This is a genomic window from Cognatundibacterium luofuense, from assembly GCF_018139685.1.
Lineage (GTDB): Bacteria > Pseudomonadota > Gammaproteobacteria > Burkholderiales > Burkholderiaceae_D > Undibacterium > Undibacterium luofuense.
This window is the reverse complement of record NZ_JAGSPN010000001.1, coordinates 492,083-511,803: the sequence shown is the minus strand read 5'-3', so window position 1 is coordinate 511,803 and position 19,721 is coordinate 492,083. Positions and strand designations below refer to the sequence as shown.

Here is a 19,721-nt window from a genome sequence, read left to right as displayed (position 1 = left end):
GGAGGTCCGGCAGTGACCGGAATTTGCTGAACAGGCAGAACTCCGCCATCAGGCAGAACTTCTGAAATCTGAACACCGCATGCATCGCCCTCCGCGATTAGCCCGTTATTGCTAAGGCCGGTATCAGGACTCAGAAGCGGTATCACCGCACGTTGCGCCTTCCCATGTTTTCACACAGTGGCATCCTGCAACGTGTTAACTTCTTTACCTTTGCGGGGGCAGTGCCGGAATAGCAGTCTGAAGACTACGCACCGGCTTCCCGTTTACTTTTGCCCGGACAGGCAAAACACCATTAGCAGTGCGGATTGTAAACGAATTTATTTGAGATACAAATATATCAATCAACTTTTCAGGATTGGCAGCCACCTGTTCTGAAGCAGGCAAGCAGACAATTCGGGGGAGCAGCAAGCGATGGATGATCCCGACAACTTCAACGGCTCTGCGCTTCAGCGAGTCGCAAAATCACGTTTTTTAGCTCACCAGGCCCCAAATGCAGACTTCAGCACAGCAATCCGGCTGTCGTCGGCAGAAAGTCAGGACTTCACAAATTGTCGGATGACGAATATTGCACAGCCTTTCCTGAATTTACGTGTCTGCAAGATGAATGGCTCCGCACGCTGTGCTGGATAAACCTGAAGCACATTTTGATTGTTCAGCCTGAACCCGGACCATTGCTTCAGGCATGTACGCATTAGTCAAAGAAGCATTAAGACTTGGCAACATACTCCGTCACTTCCGTGCTCAGCGCTTCTTTCCAGCGACGAACTCGCGCGATTGCCCGACGAATGACAAAAGTAAAAAGTAGCCCCAGAGGCATACCCAACATCATATGAGCGACACTCACAACCTCCGAAACCAGCGGTTGAACCGTTCGGGCCGATGCAGAGTAGGTGAAGTGCATACTATGACTATCGAGGTACTCCACGCGGACGCGCTGTTGCTCAGGTGAATGCGATTCGACCTGATATTCCCATGCGAGATCGGCAGTCTTACCAGTGCGGCCGGACAGTAACAGCGTCGCATCAGGATGCATTGCAAAGAAATCCCGGACTTCACTTAACAGAACAGCTTCAGGAAGCTCGCCTTTTTCCCGCTCGATCAACACCGTGAAACTCGCATGAGGTGCTTCACCGCGCTCCATGCTGCGTGAGCATCCGGTTTGCATGCAGACCAGTTCCATGCCGATGCGAGAGCCAGCCAAAAAGCTGACCGGCATGAACCACACTGAACCTATGATCGCCAGAGCCACACTCAACGTCTTATTAATGAAGGTTACTTGCATTTGCATTGCTGACGTTCGCTTTCAATGTATAGAGACGTAAAAAAACCAGTAAGGAATTCCCCTTACCGGTTTTTCAAGTTGTAACTGCCGCGAAATTTTATAGCGCTTGAAGAGCTTTGCAATAAAGCTGAAAATTCCGACGATCATTTTTTTTACTCTGTCTGGGTGCGAGCTACCACTGCCACCGCTACTTCGACATTGTTGAGTTTTTGCGGAGCGGCGCCAGGAAACATTGGTTTATGGGAATTCGCCCTTGCGAGACTACGCTCAATCTCCCTGCTCGCCGTTTAACGCTGCCAGCGAGCTTTTCCGGCTAAATGAGTAAAAAAACGCGACAATAAAACAATTCCGGTAGACTGAATTATTACAACAATCAACACGCTGAACCAAATCGCTAAGGCATCGCCAACACCGCCATTAAATAACCGAATCATTAATTCAAACAGTATATTTAAATTTTCATCAAGTTTATCTGGTAAAAACTTCACTATTACTGCCGCGGGAAAAATTACCGGAAAATACGAGATAGCAACAACGATCTCAACACCTTGTGAATGAGCCCAATTTTTTACGTGTCCTGCGAAAGAAACAAACAGTAGCAAGTTTGATGTATTGGCAATCATCCAAAGAACCGCCATTTTCTTAAACGAGCGACGCTCTTCAGAAAAGAACATGCATAAAATCCATAGCAACCAAATGAGGGAAACGTAAAAAAGCAGGAATACGGAAAAAGAATAAATTGCTTTTGTTATTACACTCAATAATGAAAATACGAGACCGAGAAGCACCGCAAACCGGGTAAATCTGTATATTGAATAAGTGGGCATATTAAATTAACTCTTAAAGAAGCGCTGATTTAGTCCTTTTTTCGCTGTCGAGCCAGGCATAAGTGGTTGATTTTTAAAGAAACTGATTTCCGTGAGGCGAATAAATCAGCGGTTCCCTAGTAGGTCGCCCTATCTTGGTGGTCCTGTCTCGGAATTTCTTTCGGATGAAAACTGACAGAAACCAAACAGCCAGGGTTTCTGTCCATAAATTCAAAAGTTATGCGTCCCCATCCCGAATACTGGACATAAAGCGTGCTATCCATTTCCCCATGTCCACGCTTACCCACTTCAACTTTTAACTCAGCAAAACGAGATCGCAGTTCTTTCTTTGGTATACATGGACCTTCAAAATCTATGAGCAATAAATCTGCCACATCAGTATTTTTCGGAGTCCGTAATAAAATTTTTGGGATTACCACACCATCTCCCAGCTTAATTAAATTCCCTTCCCAATAATTAAAATTAGTAGACGAACTACTTGCCGAAAATGGTGTTCCAAAATAATCATAAATTTTTTTATTCTCAAAAGACTTCAATGCCATTACGCCATCTACAATCTCCCACGCAGACTTCAGTTTTTCGGCATGTGATTCTTTAGGAAAATTTACACATCCTGCCAATAACAAATTAACCAATAGTACTGAAACGGCACTGTATAAAAAATTACTTTTTTTGCGGAAAATACTTTTCATACCAATCCCCACAACATTGTTAACAATTTTTGTTTTCAGGTGAGATTTAAAAAATTGCTGATTTAATTTTTTTTCGCCATCGAGTCAGGCATAAGTGCTTGATTTTCAAAGAAGCTGATTTCCGTGAGGCAAATAAATCAGCACCCCTAATTTAGCAAAAAATATTAAATATCACATCTTATTAATTTCTCGAAATAACAAAAAGCACAATAAATGCTATTCCAATTAGCGTCCAGGATATTAAGTCAATCATTGGTGAAGAGAAAGGCCATACTGTCAACCTGTAACTAATGCCAAACATAACCAATACAGAACAGATAAAAACAAGAGTCAATTTTATTATTTTCATTTGGCAGCGACTCCTTAAATACACAAACGTCATAGCGCATTAATTCAAGATGAATGCGGAAAAAACCAAAAAAAATAATATAGTGCCAAAAGAATAAAGTATTGCAAGTATTTAGGCGCCTGATCAACCTTGAATTTTGCTGCATATATTAGCCAGAAAAAAATACTCAGTAATACGAATGAGCCCGGCAAAAACACTGAATATCCGGGTGATCTTTTCTGAACCGCTGCTAACAAAGTGAAACCTAAAATAATCGCGACGATAACATTATCTCGAACATCGTATGCCAAAACTACTTTCGCACCGCAGCTCCGGCAATGATCAGGTCGCATGAATGGTATTAATCCACGTAATACCTGAGTGAACTGAATTGTTTTTTCCCCGCAAGCAGGGCAGCTGTACGATCGCATATGATTAACATTTAAAAATGACTATTTGATACATGCGCATTTTCGAAGCGCAAGGGGCAAACATCTACTGCAGCGAAACGTCAAGGTATAGCCCGTAGTTGAATGCGACAAGGCCGTTTTTGATATGTTCGACACTCATCTGCTGCTCACAATTTCCTGGTAAGCCTGTTCGTTCTGTTTCTTCCAGAACGGATCTTTCGTGCGGCTAACAGCAACATCAATTACCTTCATCAGATCGCGATCTCCCGCGACGTCATAGCTTTTTTGGATAGCCATTTGCTCAATCACGAGCAAAATATCCCTGGTCGTTGCATCGCTGCGTGAATGAGATAATTTCTCCTTCAATAATCCAGCTGCCTCCCGTCCTTTTTTTGCGAAGGGTATGGCCAAATGAACGGACGGCGGTTCTCTCGTCTGACATCCGCAAATGTAGATCGCATATTGCGTTTCTACATCCTGCTTGATGAATTCATCTGCCTGAGAAGTGACAGGCTTGCGGAAGAAAGTATCCGCAAATGCGGAACAATTCAAATGCGACAAATCATCATTTTCCGTAGTGCAGGCTGAAATCAGCATCATAATCAACAGCCATTTTATTGATTGCATCCGCATCCCCCATTTGCTTTTGTAAGTTCCATACGAATCTGCATTTTGCTTAGCGTATGTTTTTGATTCAGAATGAATTCTCCTTGCTCTGTCCATCCTGAAATTTCCAGAAAAAAAAATGATACGCCGTCCGTTGTCTTCATTACACAGTTAATGCGTTAGTCATACGGGATACAAAAAAGTGCAGAACGACGTTGATCTTAGCCGTAACGCCCGGCGTTAGCACGAGGCTCCACATGATCGCACCAAGCCGCGAACGACCTGATCAAACCGGATAGTTAATGCCTTACAAACCAGACACGGAAATGACTGCATACAACTGCCCTCAGAAATAATCTGAAAACGGGTTTCTTCTTACCTGACTTTGATGCCAAGAAGTGATTGTTGACACGGTACACTTATACAACGAGCAACTTTCCAGATAAAGCACTTTTACATGAGCTCACAACTTCGGCTGCCGGTTTTTTACCAAATTCACCATCGTCTTTGCGTGAGGCAAATGTGAGCAGATTTCTTCATCGATCTTTCGGCCATCACTTTCCGGCTATGAACGCTCTGCCAGTGCATGCTCTGGTCAGCGTCGGGAAGCCCAAAAATCGCCCGAAAACGCCTCAAATGCGGTGTTCCGCACAGCAATGTGGCGGTCGTCAGCAGAAAGTCCGGTGCTGGCTGAAATCAAAATGCGGGAAATTGCACAGCGCTGTGACTGTTTTCTTTCCAGTTTTCGGGTATTGCTTCTGAAAAACCGGGAATTGCCTGCCGCAGAAGGCGGGTTCTGTCGGGGCAATGAGTGCTTTTTCTGACAATTCTGGTATGCTGATTTCCTCATTTCCCTCAGACAACAAACGGATTAAGACAAAAAGCAACAAGCTGCGCAGCGGATTTGCGCTGTGTCGTCTGCTTGTCATGTTTTTCGTTCAGACTGAGGGATGGTGCCGGCTTCGGCGATACTGGTTTTTCAGTCCGGATTTTTACTAGGGTGAACTATGAAACAGACTTCTGCTCCACGTCGTGGATTCTTACAAGGTATGCTGGCAACTGCGGCCGGCGCAGGGCTGGCAGCGCCAGCGCTGGCAAAACCGGCAGCACCGGCGGCGGCTTCCGTTTATCTGGATCCGGCTAAATGGTCGCCGCGTAACCACGCTTTGCTGACTTCGATTATTGCGAAGCACGGCAACACCAGCAAAACGTACAATCCTAAACGCCGCCCTTACGCAGTGTTTGACTGGGATAACACCAGCATCATGAATGACTGCGAAGAAGCGCTGCTGATGTATCAGATCAATCATCTGGCTTTCAAACTGAGCCCGGCAGAGTTTTCTGCGATTATTCGTCAGAACGTGCCGGCAGGCCCGTTTGCAGCTGACTTCAAAAACAGCGCCGGCAAAATCGTTGATCTGGAAAGCATTTGCGCCGATCTGGACAGCGATTACGCTTTCCTGCACGCGAATTTCAAAGGCATGGCTGGCAGCAAGTCGCTGGAAGAAGTGACGGCGACTGAGCAATTCCAGGATTTCCGCGCCAAACTGTATTTCCTGTACGAAGCAGTCAATGACACTCACGGCGTGAACGTCGGTTATCCATGGGTCATTTACTTCTTCACCAACATGACCATGCAGGAAGTCACGCGTCTGGCAGAAGCGTCGCATGATGCAAATCTGGGCATGGGTCTGGCCAAAACCAAATACACCAGCCCTGCTTCGCTGCCGGGTAAAGCCGGTGTGATCACCACAACGCATTTTGCCGGTATCCGTCTGTGTACAGAGATCGGTACGCTGATGAATACTTTCCGTCAGCACGGTATTGATGTGTATGTCAGCACTGCGTCGCTGGAAGATGTGGTTGCAGTGTTTGCAACGCTGCCGAAGTACGGTTACCACGTTGCGCGTGAAAACGTACTGGGTCTGCGTCTGGAACAGGATGGCGATGTACTGAAAAACGCTTACCGTAAAAACTGGCCACTGAACTGGGGTCCGGGCAAATCGGTGGTGATTCGTCAGGAACTGATCGCGAAGAAAGGTTACGGCCCGCTGTTCGTGGCTGGCGACAGCGATGGTGATTACGACATGCTGCGCGACTTCCCTGAAACTGAACTGGGTCTGATCGTGAATCGTCTGAAAAAAGGCAAGATCGGTGAATTGTCCAAAGCTGCCGCTGACAGCCTGAAAGCGGAGAAACCACGCTTTGCGCTGCAAGGCCGTTTCGAGCAAACCGGTAACTGGCTGCCAGTCGAAACCACGATTAAATACGGTAAATCCGGCGACGCACTGCTGGGTTAATTCCGGCCGTAAAACACCGTTTCCGGTAGTCTGCAAACAACAGGCTGTGTGGCATAAGCTGCACAGCCTGTTTTTACTGGCAGCCAGCGCAGATTTGCGGTTATGATGTCTGGCTCCCGTCTTCGGGCGCATATCCCCTGCCCGACGCAAAATATTGTTCGGTTTCGCACGACAAAATCCTGCCATATCCGTACAAACTTCAAGGCTGTTGCAGCATTGTGCATCGCAATAAGCTAGAATGAAGGCAACCCTTCTAACTATTGCAATACCGCAAGGCCTGCTTCATGCGCAGACCCAGCCTGCCACGATCTGCCTTGCCTGCATGACAACATACATTCAGCAGATGAACGCCCCAATCCAACACGCTGTTCTGCCCGCGCAGACACACGAAGGCAAACCCGACCGGGTTCGTGAAATTCCGTACAACTACACCTCGTTTTCCGACCGCGAAATCGTGATCCGTCTGCTTGGCGCTGATGCCTGGCAATTACTGGATCAGTTACGCGGCAAACGTCAGACCGGGCGCTCCGCCCGTATGCTGTACGAAGTGCTCGGTGATATCTGGGTCGTGCGCCGCAATCCGTTTTTGCAGGACGACATGCTGGATAACCCGAAACGGCGTCAGGCGCTGATCGATGCTTTGTACCACCGTCTGAATGAAGTGGAAAAACGCCGTCTGAATACCGATGGTGACAAAGACGGTGAACGCAGCAGCAGCGTGGAAACACTGGTTGCCGCGGCACGTAAAGCGGTGGAACTGTTCGCCAGCGAGTTTGAACACAGCGCAGAATTGCGCAAAAAAACCAGCAAACTGCTGGCCCGCCACACTGCGCGCGACAATATCAAATTCGATGGCCTGAGCCGCGTTTCGCATGTGACCGACGCAACCGACTGGCGCGTTGAATATCCGTTCGTGGTGCTGACACCGGATACCGAAGCCGAAGTCGCCGGTCTGGTCAAATCCTGTATCGAACTCGGCCTGACAATCATCCCGCGCGGCGGTGGCACCGGTTATACCGGTGGCGCGATTCCGCTGACGCCGATGTCGGCCGTCATCAATACCGAAAAACTGGAAGATATCGGCGCGGTGGAATATGTGCGCCTGCCGGGTGTGGACCGCGATTACGCGACCATCGCCACCGGTGCCGGTGTAGTCACCAAGCGTGTTTCGGATGCGGCGGATAAAGCCGGTCTGGTGTTTGCGGTCGATCCGACATCGGCGGAAGCGTCCTGTATCGGCGGCAATATTGCGATGAATGCGGGTGGTAAAAAAGCGGTGTTGTGGGGTACGGCGCTGGATAATCTGGCTTCATGGAAAATGGTCGATCCTAACGGCGACTGGCTGGAAGTCACCCGCCTCGATCACAATCTGGGCAAAATTCATGATGTGGAAACCGCGCGTTTCCGCCTTGAATGGACGCATCCGGGTGAGAAGCAAGCCTTCCGTACCGAAACGCTGGAGATCAAAGGCCGCGTGTTCCGTAAAGAAGGTCTGGGCAAAGACGTTACCGATAAGTTTCTGGCTGGTTTGCCCGGCGTGCAGAAAGAAGGCTGCGATGGCCTGATTACGTCTGCGCGCTGGATTCTGCACCGTATGCCGAAATTTGCCCGCACCGTCTGTCTGGAATTTTTCGGGCAGGCGCGTGAAGCGATTCCGAGTATTGTGGAAATCAAAGATTTTCTGGATGCCGATGCCCGCAACGGCGGTGCGATTCTGGCCGGTCTGGAACATCTGGATGAACGCTACCTGAAAGCCGTTGGCTACACCACCAAATCGCGACGCGGCGTGTTGCCGAAAATGGCGCTGATCGGTGACATCGTCGGTGACGATGAAGATGCGGTCGCACGTGCTGCATCGGAGGTGATCCGTATCGCGAATACCCGCGTCGGCGAAGGCTTTGTCGCCGTCAGCCCGGAAGCACGTAAAAAATTCTGGCTGGACCGCGCTAAAACAGCGGCGATTTCTAAACACACGAATGCGTTTAAGATCAATGAAGACGTGGTGATTCCGCTGCCGCGCATGGGTGAATACACCGATGGTATTGAGCGCATCAATATTGAATTATCGATCCGCAACAAACTGGCGCTGACAGAAAAACTGCATGCCTTCTTTAAAAACGGCAATCTGCCACTGGGTAAAAGCGAAGATGCAGACGGTGACGATATTCCGGCCGGTGAATTGCTGGAAGACCGCGTACAGCAAACGCTGGCTTTGCTGGATCTCGTCAGCGCACGCTGGAACTTCCTGCTGCAGCAACTCGATATGCCGCTGGCCGAAGCACTGCCGCAACTGATGGCGCTGGGCATAGACAGCGCCGCTTTGCAGGCGCGTCTGGCAGCGCAACCGGACGTGAAATTATTTTCTGTGGTGCAGGACCGTACGATACGCATTTCGTGGAAGCAGGAATTGCGTGCGCCGCTGCGTCAGATTTTCAACGGCGCTGCCTTCCGTCTGATTCTGGAAGAATGCGTGGCGCTGCATAAACAAGTGCTGCGCGGCCGCGTGTTTGTGGCTTTGCATATGCATGCGGGTGACGGCAATGTGCATACCAATCTGCCGGTCAATTCCGATGATTACGCGATGCTGCAAGTTGCGCACCAGGCAGTGGAACGCATCATGCAACTGGCACGTTCGCTCGGCGGCGTGATTTCCGGTGAACACGGTATCGGTATTACCAAACTGGAATTCCTGACTGAAGAAGAATTGCGCGATTTCCGTCAGTACAAAGCCCGCATTGATCCGGAAGGCCGCTTCAACAAAGGTAAGCTGATGAATCTGCCCGGCTTCGCGGCAGATCTGCGCAATGCGTACACACCTTCGTTTGGTCTGATGGGTCACGAATCGCTGATCATGCAGCAAAGCGATATCGGCGCGATTTCCAACAGCGTCAAAGACTGTCTGCGCTGCGGTAAATGTAAACCGGTCTGCTCCACCCACGTACCGCGTGCGAATCTGCTGTATTCGCCGCGCAATAAAATTCTGGCGACTTCGCTGCTGGTGGAAGCTTTCCTGTACGAAGAACAAACCCGGCGCGGTATTTCGATCAAACACTGGGATGAATTCTCGGACGTCGCCGATCACTGCACGGTCTGCCATAAGTGCGCCACACCTTGCCCGGTCGATATCGACTTCGGTGATGTGTCGATGAATATGCGCAATCTGCTGCGTAAAATGGGTCAGAAGAAATTCAATCCGGGCACAGCAGCATCGATGTTCTTCCTGAACGCGACCGATCCGGCCACGATCAACGCTACCCGTCAGGTGATGGTGGGACTGGGTTATAAAGCCCAGCGTGCCGGTCATGAATTACTGAAAAACCTGAGCCGCAAACAAACTTCAGCACCACCGGCTACCGTCGGCAAAGCTACGATCAAAGAGCAGGTGATTCACTTTGTGAATAAAAAAATGCCGGGCAATCTGCCGAAGAAAACTGCGCGCGCCCTGCTGGATATTGAAGATAACAAAGTCGTGCCGGTGATCCGTAATCCGCAAAGCACCACCGTGGACAGTGAAGCGGTGTTTTACTTCCCGGGCTGCGGTTCGGAGCGTTTGTTCTCGCAAGTCGGTCTAGCAACACAGGCCATGCTGTGGCATGCCGGTGTGCAAACTGTGCTGCCACCGGGTTATCTGTGCTGCGGTTATCCACAACGCGGCAGCGGTCAGTTTGATAAAGCGGAAAAAATGATGACGGATAACCGCGTCTTATTCCACCGCGTTGCGAACACACTCAATTATCTGGATATTAAGACGGTGGTGGTTTCCTGCGGCACCTGCTATGACCAGCTGGCAACCTATGAATTCGATAAGATTTTCCCGGGTTGCCGGATTGTGGATATTCACGAATTCCTGATGGAAAAAAATATCCGTCTGGAAGGCGTAACCGGCACGCGCTATGTTTATCACGATCCCTGCCATACGCCGATGAAATTGCAGGACCCGCTGAAAACCGTGAATACGCTGATCAGCGCGGTGGACGGACAAGCCAAAATCGAAAAAACCGACCGTTGCTGCGGCGAGTCCGGCACGCTGGCAGTCAGCCGTCCTGACATTTCGACTCAGGTACGTTTCCGCAAAGAAATCGAAATGAAAAAGTCTGCCGACAAAGTGCGTGAAGACGGTTTCAGCGGCGATGTGAAAGTGCTGACATCCTGCCCTGCCTGCCTGCAAGGCTTATCGCGTTACAATGACGACAGTGGCACCCAGGCCGATTATCTGGTGGTCGAAATGGCCCGCCATTTACTCGGCGAAAACTGGCTGGTGGATTATGTGGAACGCGCCAACCAGGGTGGAATTGAACGCGTACTGGTATAAAACAATGGAACAATGTGAACTGTGCCGCGCCGGCGGCGAAGATGTGGTGATTCAGTGCCAATGGTGGCGGGTAATTCTGGTGAATGATCCGCTGTATCCGGGCTTTTGCCGTGTGATCTGGAATGCGCATGAGCAGGAAATGAGCGATCTGCATGAAGCAGAACGCGAAGAACTGATGCGCGTGGTCTGGCTGGTGGAAGCCGCGCAGCGTGAAGTGTTTCAGCCGCGCAAAATCAATCTGGCCAGTCTGGGCAATATGGTGCCGCATCTGCACTGGCATGTGATTCCGCGCTTTGAAGACGATGCGCACTTCCCGCAACCAGTCTGGGGACAGCAACAGCGCGAGCCGGATCAGGCCGTGCTGGAACAACGCCGCGCACAGCTGAATACGCTGCGTGACGCGATCATTTACCGCCTGAGCTGAGGTTCGTATGACCACATCACAGCATCAGCCGGTTTCTCTGGACGTCCGCACCCGCAGCCGCGTACTGGACATCAGTTTCGCCGATGGCAGCAGCTTCAGCCTGCCGTTTGAATATCTGCGCGTGTATTCGCCCTCCGCCGAAGTACGCGGCCACGGGCAAGGACAGGAAACCCTGCAAACCGGCAAGCGTCTGGTCGGCATCACCGGCGTGGAACCGGTCGGCCATTATGCGATTCGCCCTTTATTCGACGATGGCCACGATTCCGGCATTTACACCTGGGATTATCTGTACAAACTCGGACAGGAACAGCAAAGCCTGTGGGCCGCTTACTTGCAAAAACTGCAGGAAGCCGGTTACGAAGACGACAGCGGCCGCGACGCCGCCATGCTGCCCAAAGGCGGCGGCTGCGCAACCCGGCACTGATCTCTGCTAATTCAGTTCATAAATGAAGACAAAACGGACAGCTATGGCTGTCCGTTTTGTTTTGCGCTGGATCGTATTGCAATCAAGTTCACAAGGATGGCCTGTTGTTACTTGCTGAGCTTCTGACTGTGCAGCTATCCGCATCCGGTATTTCCGCAAGCCCGGACTTTCTGCCGACGACCGCCCGGGTGCTGTGCGGGAATCCGCATTTGAGGCAGTTTCAGCCCGTTTTCGGGCATTTTCTGGCCTGATGACGGTCTGATCCTGTCAGCGCAGCCGCTTTCTGCTGGCAGGCAGGAGAATCCGCCCACCGGTTCTTACCCGCGACTGCAGCGGTTTGCGGTCAGATAGCGGACAGGCCAGCCGCGCGCGCCGTCATGCTTTGCACCTTGCTGCTTTGCGGGAAAACAGATGCCGCCGGACACGACATCCCCTATAATGCGGCTTCTGAACAGGAGTCTTGTCACTATGAGCAATTCCACGCATTTTGGTTATACAACCGTTGCCGAAGAAGAAAAAGTCCATAAAGTCGCTGAAGTGTTTCACTCGGTCGCTGCCAAATACGACATCATGAATGACGTGATGTCCGGTGGCTTGCACCGTCTGTGGAAAATCTTCACCATCGCCCAGGCTGGCGTGCGTCCCGGCTTCAAAGTGCTGGACATCGCTGGCGGTACCGGCGATCTGACCAAAGAATTTGTCCGCCAGGCCGGTAAAACCGGTGAAGTCTGGCATACTGACATTAACGAATCCATGCTGAGAGTGGGACGTGACCGCCTCTTGAATAAGGGCTTAGTCACCCCCACCTTGCTGTGTGATGCTGAGAAACTGCCGTTTCCGGATAATTATTTCGATCGTGTCACTGTTGCGTTTGGTTTGCGTAACATGACTCACAAAGATCAGGCTCTGGCTGAAATGCAAAGGGTACTGAAACCGGGCGGCAAATTACTGGTTCTCGAATTCTCCAAAGTAAGCGAACTGCTGCAAAAACCTTACGATCTTTATTCGTTCAAGCTGTTGCCTGTAATGGGCAAGCTGATTGCGAATGACGAAGACAGCTATCGCTATCTGGCAGAATCCATCCGTATGCATCCGGATCAGGAGACCTTAAAAGGGATGATGGAACAGGCGGGTCTGGAGAAAGTCCAGTACTTCAACCTGACGGCAGGTGTGGCCGCTTTGCACACTGGTATCAAACTATAAAAATCCCAAGGAGTTTTTCCATGAAAAAGTTATTGCTTGCGATGGTCATGGTTGCCAGCACTCTGGCCATGACCGCACAGGATGCAGACGCAAAACGTCTGGGCGGTGGCGGTTCCAGCGGCCGTCAGTCGACTAACGTTGCACGTCAGGCAACACCAGCAGCACCCGCACAGCCGAATCAGGCGCAACGCCCTGCGGCAGCACCTGCACAAGGTGCGGCACCGGCGGCTGTTCCGCCAAAACCAGCTTCACCGTGGAAAGGCATCGCTGCCGGTCTGATCGGTGGCGCATTGCTGGGCGCAGCGCTGTCCCACTTCGGTCTGGGCGGTGCAATGGCCAGCGCACTGGGTTCGATTCTGACTTTCGCGCTGATCGGTCTGGCGATTTTCTTCATCATCCGTATGCTGCGCGGTATGCGTAACGGCGGCAATCAGGCGCAACCAGCGTTTGCCGGCATGAACAACGCGCAGCCAGCGTACCAGCCACAGGCATTCCAGCAACAACAGCCGGAACCGGCTGCGTATCAGGCAAACAATTTCAGCGGCGGCAGCACACCTGCGGCAGATCCGAATCAGGGCACCTGGTCGGTACCGGCTGACTTTGATGTCAATGGTTTCCTGCGCAGCGCTAAGGGCTACTTCATCCGTCTGCAGGCTGCATGGGATAAAGCGGATCTGAACGATCTGCGTGAATTCACATCGCCGGAAATGTTTGCTGAACTGCGTCTGCAGATTCAGGAACGCGGCAATGCAGCGAACGTGACTGACGTGGTCAGCATCGATGCGCAATTGCTGGGTATTGAAGACAATGGCCGCGATTATCTGGCCAGCGTACGCTTCACCGGCATGATCAAGGAAGATGCCGGCGCACCTGCAGAGCCATTCAATGAAGTCTGGAATCTGGCCAAACCATCCAATGGTTCCGGTGGCTGGGTGCTGGCAGGTATTCAGCAGGGCTGATCATCGTCACTTTGCATCTGCATCAAGCATTGTGCCGATCCATCCGGCCTGAGGCCGGAAACTGTTACACTGAAAACCGCCCGCATTCCGGGCGGTTTTTTTATGTGTAACGCACACAACAAACACCGACAGACGAACACTCTGACAGGATTTATGATTTCAGCTGCTCCTTTCATCAATCACTTGCTGGCCCGCGATGACCGCGCACGGCACATGCTGCAGGCCCATGCCGGAAAATCGGTATGTGCTGATCTGCAAAGCTTCCGTATTCATTTGCTGATTACCGCTGACGGTTATCTGCAGAATGCCGGTACGGAACAGCAAGCCAGCGTCACCATTCACATTCAGCCATCCGATTTGCCAGCCATGCTGCAACAGCGCGAACGCGCGTTCTCGTATGTGCGTATCGATGGCGATGCGGATCTGGCCAATACCGTGTCCGCGCTCAGCGACACGCTGCGCTGGGATGCCGAAGCCGATCTGAGCAAAGTGTTCGGTGATATCGCCGCCGTGCGCATGACCGCCGGTGCGAAACAATTGTGGCAGCACGCCGGGCAAGCACATCAGCGCCTGCAGGAAAATGTGGCTGAGTATTTACTCGAAGAAAAACAAGTACTGGTCCGGCCGGCGGAAGTCCGCCAGCAGGGTCAGCAAATCCAGAAAACCCGCGACGATACTGAGCGCTTACTGAAACGCATAGAACGTCTGGAAAGGAGTCGTTCATGCTGATGAAGTTTTTACGTCTGATCAAAATTTTGCGCGTCACCTTCCGGTACGGCATCGATGAAATCGCCTTAAGTGGCCTGAAAATACCGCGTGCATTGCAATTGCTGGAAGCGGTGATGTTCTGGCGCGATTTGTCAGCACCGCGCGGCGAACGTCTGCGCAAGGCGCTGGAAGAACTGGGCCCGATTTTTGTGAAATTCGGTCAGGTCTTATCCACCCGCCGCGATCTGATGCCGCCGGATATCGCTGAAGAATTATCGCTGCTGCAAGACCGCGTGCCGAGCTTTGATCCGGATCTGGCCATTGCGCAGATCAAAAAATCACTGGGTGCACATCCGGATGAACTGTTTGCCAGTTTTGAACGTCAGCCGGTGGCGTCAGCCTCGATCGCGCAGGTGCATTTTGCGACACTGAAAGATGGCCGTGAAGTTGCGGTAAAGGTGCTGCGTCCGGGCATGAAAGACACTATCGATAAAGATATCGCGCTGATGCAGGTTGCTGCTGGCTGGCTGGAAACCCTGTGGGCGGACGGCAAACGTCTGAAACCGCGCGAAGTGGTCGGTGAGTTCGATAAATATCTGCATGACGAACTGGATCTGATGCGCGAAGCCGCGAATGCCAGCCAGTTGCGCCGTAATTTTGCAAATTCGGATTTGCTGCTGGTGCCGGAAATGCACTGGGATTACTGCTCGCCATCCGTGATTGTGATGGAGCGCATGCACGGCATTCCGATTTCGCAAATTGAGCGTCTGCGCGAAGCCGGTGTGGATATGGGCAAATTGTCCCGCGACGGCGTGACGATTTTCTTTACGCAGGTATTCCGCGACGGTTTTTTCCATGCCGATATGCATCCGGGCAATATTCTGGTGTCCACCCGTCCTGAAACCTTTGGCCGCTATATTGCGCTGGATTTCGGGATCGTTGGTACGCTGAATGATTTCGACAAAGATTATCTGTCGCAAAACTTTCTCGCATTCTTCCAGCGTGATTACAAACGGGTCGCTGAAGCGCATATTGAATCCGGCTGGGCACCGAAAGATACCCGCGTGGATGAACTGGAAGCGGCGGTACGTGCCTGCTGCGAACCGATTTTTGATCGTCCGCTGCGCGATATTTCTTTCGGTCAGGTCTTACTGCGCCTATTCCAGACTTCACGCCGCTTTAATGTGGAAGTGCAGCCGCAACTGGTCTTGCTGCAAAAAACTTTGCTGAATATCGAAGGTCTCGGACGTCAGCTCGATCCGGATCTGGATCTGTGGAAAACTGCGAAACCTTTCCTCGAACGCTGGATGAGCGAACAAGTCGGCTGGCGTGGTCTGAAGCAAAAGCTGGCAGCGGAAGCACCACGCTACAGCCATATCTTCCCGCAATTGCCACGTTTAGCCCATCAGGCGCTGACCCGTTTATCGGAAGAGAAAGACGATCAGAAAGTGTTGCTGGCAATGCTGGAAGAACAGCGCAAAACCAATCTGTTGCTGCGTACCATTATTTTCTTCGGCGCTGGTCTGATTTCCGGTCTGATCATCGCGCAGATTCTGTTCCGGCATTATGTCCACTGAAACCGCAGTACCGCAGTTCACCCACCGCGATCCTGCGCTGCCTGCGTTCTGGGAAGAACGCTTTGCGCAGCAGTTCACACCGTGGAATCAGACTGCCGTACCGCAAGCCCTGCAGCAGTTTCTGGCGCAGCAGCCTGCCAGTAAAGTGCTGATTCCCGCTTGCGGACATGGTCACGAAATTCCGGCTTTTTTACAGGCTGGCTGGCAAACTGAAGCCAGCGATTTCTCCGCAGCGGCCGTGGACATCGCGCGCCGCCAGCCGGGTGTCAGCCCTGCTGCGGTTATCTGCGCTGACTTTTTTGAATATCAGCCAGCGTTCACGCCGGATCTGATCTACGAACGTGCCTTTCTGTGTGCCATCCCTGCTGTCATGCGGCCGCAACTGGTTGCGCGCTGGGCGGAATTGCTGCCCGCCGGTGGCTTGCTGGCCGGCTTTTTTCTGACCGGTAACCGCGACGCGGCAGCACGGCGCGGGCCACCGTTTTTCATCACGGAAGAAGACCTGCATGCCCTGCTGGAACCGTTGTTTACCCTGCGCGAACAGGCCGTTCCGCCGGATTCACTGGCCTTGTTTCAGGGCGGTGAACGCTGGATGGTCTGGCAAAGAAGATAATTGGCGCCTGTATGGCATAACGAAGTGCTACACTCCGTGTGTTCTGTTTTGAATTCTGACTATGCGATTTTTACGCCCCCGACATACGCTGGATCAACTGCCTGCTCTGGCAATCCGTCCTGAATCGGTAACCACGCTGCATTCTGCAGCGGACTATAAAGCCGAAATGCTGCACCGTATCCGTAGCGCAAAAAACCGTATTTACCTGTGCTGTCTGTATCTGCAGCATGATGAAGCCGGTGCTGAAATTCTGGCGGCACTGCACGAAGCTAAACTGGCGCGTCCGCAACTGGATGTGGTGGTAATGGTCGACTGGCACCGCGCCCAGCGCGGCCTGATCGGTGAAAAGAAAATCCCCGGACAATTAAGCGGCAATGCCGCCTGGTATCAGCAGCAAGCGGCGCTGCATCACAGCGGCGTCGCGATTTACGGCGTACCGGTGCAAACCCGCGAACTGTTCGGCGTGCTGCATCTGAAGGGTTATGTGTTCGATGATCTGGTGTTTTACAGCGGCGCCAGCCTGAACAATGTGTATCTGCACCAGTTTGCCAAATACCGTCACGACCGTTATCTGCTGATTGAAAACCGGGCGCTGGCCGACAGCATGACCGACTTCATGCGCGAACACTTGCTGGCATCGTCCGCCGTACACAGGCTGGATCAGCCGGAATTACCGGCCACCCGCCACATCCGTGGTGAAATCCGTGCCTTCCGTGCCCGCCTGAAAAAAGCCCACTATACGTTTTCTGCTTCGCAGGAAAAATCTGCAGGTACGCTGAATGTCACACCGCTGGTTGGCGTCGGCAAAAATAATGCGCTGAACCGTGTGATTTGCCAGCTGATCGCGCATGCAAAACACCGCATTGTGATCTGCACCCCGTATTTCAATTTCCCGCTGGCGATTACCCGCGAAATCAACCGCGCGCTGAAACGCGGTGTACAGGTGGATATTGTGGTCGGCGATAAAGTCGCGAATGACTTTTACATTCCGCCGGAACAGGGTTTCAAAGCCATCGGCGCGCTGCCGTATCTGTATGAAATGAATCTGCGCCGCTTCCTGAAATCGCATCAGAAAGCCATACGCCAGCAACAGTTGCAGGTGCATCTGTGGAAAGATGAAGACAATACCTATCATCTGAAAGGCATGTGGATAGATGACGAATATGCGCTGATGACCGGCAATAATCTGAATCCGCGCGCTTTCCGGCTGGATCTGGAAAACGCGCTGCTGATGCATGATCCCGAACATTTGCTACTGGCTCAGCGCACCGAAGAGCTGAACAGCATCATGCGCCATACCCGTGCTCTGCAGGCTTACACCGACCTCGATCAGTTGCAGGATTATCCGGCAGAAGTCCGCAAGCTGCTCGGACGCCTGAGTACAGTCAGGCTGGACCGGCTGGCTTACCGCGTACTGTAAGCGCCAGCACTCAGCAATCCAAAACGCCGCTGCATGCGGCGTTTTGTTTTGGATTACGGCAAACACAAAAGCGCAGCTAAGCAGGCTTTACTGCTGTGGAAAAAGCACTTCGCATCCACAGTTTTGTGCAGAGATCGTCATGCGTACTTTACGGAGGCCCGGACTTTCTGCCGACGACAGCGCGATCGCTATGCCACAATCCGCATTTGAGGTATTTTCGGGGGCTTTCGGGCGCTTTCAGGCAGCTTCCGGCAATCACATCATTGTCATGAGCTGCGGGCAGCGCTGCGGTTTCAGTCCCGTCACGGAACCCTGGCTGACTCAGCGATTGCAGCTCTGAACGTCAGCAGAAGTGACATAACGGACATCAAACGGAAGTCCGTCAGCTTACGCGTATATGACAGGGAGGCGGGGAAACTGGGATGTGGAAAAGCGTCGTTCAGTGCACATTGCAGACGCAACGCCGGAAGCAATCGCCCGACTCAGGCTACCGGCAGGATTTCGTTATTTTGCAGACGCTTGGCGCGGAGTTTGCGGCGTGCTGATCTGACTGCATTCATACTGCGTGCCATCGCAATCCGCCAGCCGGCATTCGGAACGCACTGCACTTCCTGATAACTGACTTCCTGCGGCCCCCAGCGGGTTTTGGAAACATCTTCACCAACCGACAAATTCACGCGGCGGTAGCCCTGCTCTATTGCCCATTTCATCGTCTCCGCCACCAGCGTAGTCATCACACTGTAGCGGCCATAGGCCAGATCGTAGCCGGAGTAATACAGATACAGTTCGTCCGGCATCGCAAACGCCAGCCGCATTGCCACCGCCTGTTCGCCAACATACAGCACCAGCATGCAGCAACGCTGAGCGGAGCCGGATGCGATCATGTCTTCAATCAGACGACGGTGACGTTCGACGCAAAAATAGTCGGGATGAGAAATCGTGTCTTCTGCCGATGCGCGCATGCCATGCAAAGCATAAAACCGTGGCAGAACAGCCATGATTTGCTCGCCCCGGAGCACTTCCAGCCGGTGACTGAGTTCATCGCGCTTCAGCGAGTTATAACAGCGGCGCAGCGATTCTTTGATATTACGTTTCAGGCCGCTGCGGAACTGCTCCCAGTCATCACCGAGCTCAACGATGAAATTTGGAATCGTCCGCTGCGACAGCAAGTGCAGATGCGGCGTGTGTTCTAAGGTGGATGCGGTCAGCGCGGCTGGCAGCACCATCTGAAATTCAGTCAGACCGAAGGTTTCACGCTCTGCCAGCTGATCCCAGACCAGCGCCAGTGCTTCTGTGTAAGCGGGATCTGCCAGCGGGACACGCAATTCCGTCAGGTTAGGATCTGCACCGAACGGACGGATGTTGCGGTATAAGTGGTAATCGCGGTGACCAAGCCGGGTATCCACCAGCGGCATGACTGCCACCAGCATTTGCTGATCAAACACGGCAGCAATCAGTAAATTATCTTTGATCCAGACCGCATTCCGTGCAAAATGCCGCCACCAGCAAACATTCCAGTCATAAGTCTGAAACGGTAATAAGCCGGGTACGCGGGATTCCAGCGCGCGCCAGCCGGCTTCCAGCCCTTGCAGGTCTGCTTCACTGGTGATCCATCTGACGGTAACTGCACGCATAT

At 52.1% G+C, this 19,721-nt stretch carries 15 protein-coding genes and 1 riboswitch; of the genes, 10 read left to right on the top strand and 5 right to left on the bottom strand.

Features of this window, described 5'->3' with window-relative positions; all coding sequences use genetic code 11:
* Positions 1-98: 98 nt before the first annotated feature.
* Positions 99-310, bottom strand: a riboswitch (cobalamin riboswitch).
* Positions 311-706: 396 nt separating this feature from the next.
* From KDM89_RS02305 to KDM89_RS02290, 4 genes are all read right to left on the bottom strand, one after another.
* The gene (locus tag KDM89_RS02305; RefSeq protein ID WP_212686307.1) at positions 707-1,282 is read right to left on the bottom strand and encodes a hypothetical protein; all 576 of its coding nucleotides are present in this window, start codon (positions 1,280-1,282) and stop codon (positions 707-709) included.
* Positions 1,283-1,569: 287 nt separating this feature from the next.
* Positions 1,570-1,956 (bottom strand): hypothetical protein, encoded by a 387-nt coding sequence (locus KDM89_RS02300; RefSeq protein ID WP_189357072.1) that lies wholly within the window; start codon positions 1,954-1,956, stop codon positions 1,570-1,572.
* 269 nt (positions 1,957-2,225) lie between these two features.
* Positions 2,226-2,801, bottom strand: coding sequence for a hypothetical protein (locus tag KDM89_RS02295; protein ID WP_189357073.1), 576 nt, complete (start codon positions 2,799-2,801; stop codon positions 2,226-2,228).
* A gap of 894 nt (positions 2,802-3,695) precedes the next feature.
* A complete protein-coding gene (locus tag KDM89_RS02290; RefSeq protein ID WP_212686306.1) occupies positions 3,696-4,262 on the bottom strand; it encodes a hypothetical protein in 567 nt (188 codons plus the stop codon).
* A gap of 890 nt (positions 4,263-5,152) precedes the next feature.
* Between KDM89_RS02290 and KDM89_RS02285 the strand changes: the two genes are divergently transcribed.
* From KDM89_RS02285 to pssA, 10 genes are all read left to right on the top strand, one after another.
* Positions 5,153-6,445, top strand: a complete 1,293-nt coding sequence (locus KDM89_RS02285) for an HAD family hydrolase (protein WP_212686305.1) — start codon at positions 5,153-5,155, stop codon at positions 6,443-6,445.
* Positions 6,446-6,788: 343 nt separating this feature from the next.
* Positions 6,789-10,757 carry a DUF3683 domain-containing protein gene (locus KDM89_RS02280; RefSeq protein WP_212686304.1) on the top strand — a complete coding sequence of 1,323 codons (3,969 nt, stop codon included), beginning with the start codon at positions 6,789-6,791 and terminating at the stop codon, positions 10,755-10,757.
* A gap of 4 nt (positions 10,758-10,761) precedes the next feature.
* Positions 10,762-11,181 (top strand): HIT family protein, encoded by a 420-nt coding sequence (locus KDM89_RS02275; RefSeq protein WP_212686303.1) that lies wholly within the window; start codon positions 10,762-10,764, stop codon positions 11,179-11,181.
* 7 nt (positions 11,182-11,188) lie between these two features.
* Positions 11,189-11,605 carry a gamma-butyrobetaine hydroxylase family protein gene (locus KDM89_RS02270; RefSeq protein WP_212686302.1) on the top strand — a complete coding sequence of 139 codons (417 nt, stop codon included), beginning with the start codon at positions 11,189-11,191 and terminating at the stop codon, positions 11,603-11,605.
* Between the two features lie 468 nt (positions 11,606-12,073).
* Positions 12,074-12,808: a bifunctional demethylmenaquinone methyltransferase/2-methoxy-6-polyprenyl-1,4-benzoquinol methylase UbiE gene (gene ubiE, locus KDM89_RS02265; protein ID WP_212686301.1), complete on the top strand. Its 735-nt coding sequence runs from the start codon at positions 12,074-12,076 to the stop codon at positions 12,806-12,808.
* Positions 12,809-12,828: 20 nt separating this feature from the next.
* The gene (locus KDM89_RS02260; RefSeq protein ID WP_212686300.1) at positions 12,829-13,767 is read left to right on the top strand and encodes a Tim44 domain-containing protein; all 939 of its coding nucleotides are present in this window, start codon (positions 12,829-12,831) and stop codon (positions 13,765-13,767) included.
* A 153-nt stretch (positions 13,768-13,920) separates the two neighbouring features.
* Positions 13,921-14,496 (top strand): ubiquinone biosynthesis accessory factor UbiJ, encoded by a 576-nt coding sequence (locus KDM89_RS02255; RefSeq protein ID WP_189357089.1) that lies wholly within the window; start codon positions 13,921-13,923, stop codon positions 14,494-14,496.
* Positions 14,490-16,052, top strand: a complete 1,563-nt coding sequence (ubiB, locus tag KDM89_RS02250; protein WP_212686299.1) for a ubiquinone biosynthesis regulatory protein kinase UbiB — start codon at positions 14,490-14,492, stop codon at positions 16,050-16,052. Before KDM89_RS02255 ends, ubiB begins: the two co-directional genes overlap by 7 nt.
* Entirely contained in the window at positions 16,042-16,665 is a 624-nt protein-coding gene (locus KDM89_RS02245) for a class I SAM-dependent methyltransferase (RefSeq protein ID WP_212686298.1), read from the top strand. Before ubiB ends, KDM89_RS02245 begins: the two co-directional genes overlap by 11 nt.
* Before the next feature lie 61 nt (positions 16,666-16,726).
* Complete coding sequence (gene pssA, locus KDM89_RS02240; protein WP_212686297.1) at positions 16,727-18,085, top strand: CDP-diacylglycerol--serine O-phosphatidyltransferase; 1,359 nt, start codon at positions 16,727-16,729, stop codon at positions 18,083-18,085.
* A gap of 482 nt (positions 18,086-18,567) precedes the next feature.
* Here pssA and KDM89_RS02235 read toward each other — a convergent pair whose 3' ends face one another.
* A complete protein-coding gene (locus KDM89_RS02235; protein ID WP_212686296.1) occupies positions 18,568-19,719 on the bottom strand; it encodes a GNAT family N-acetyltransferase in 1,152 nt (383 codons plus the stop codon).
* Positions 19,720-19,721: the final 2 nt, after the last annotated feature.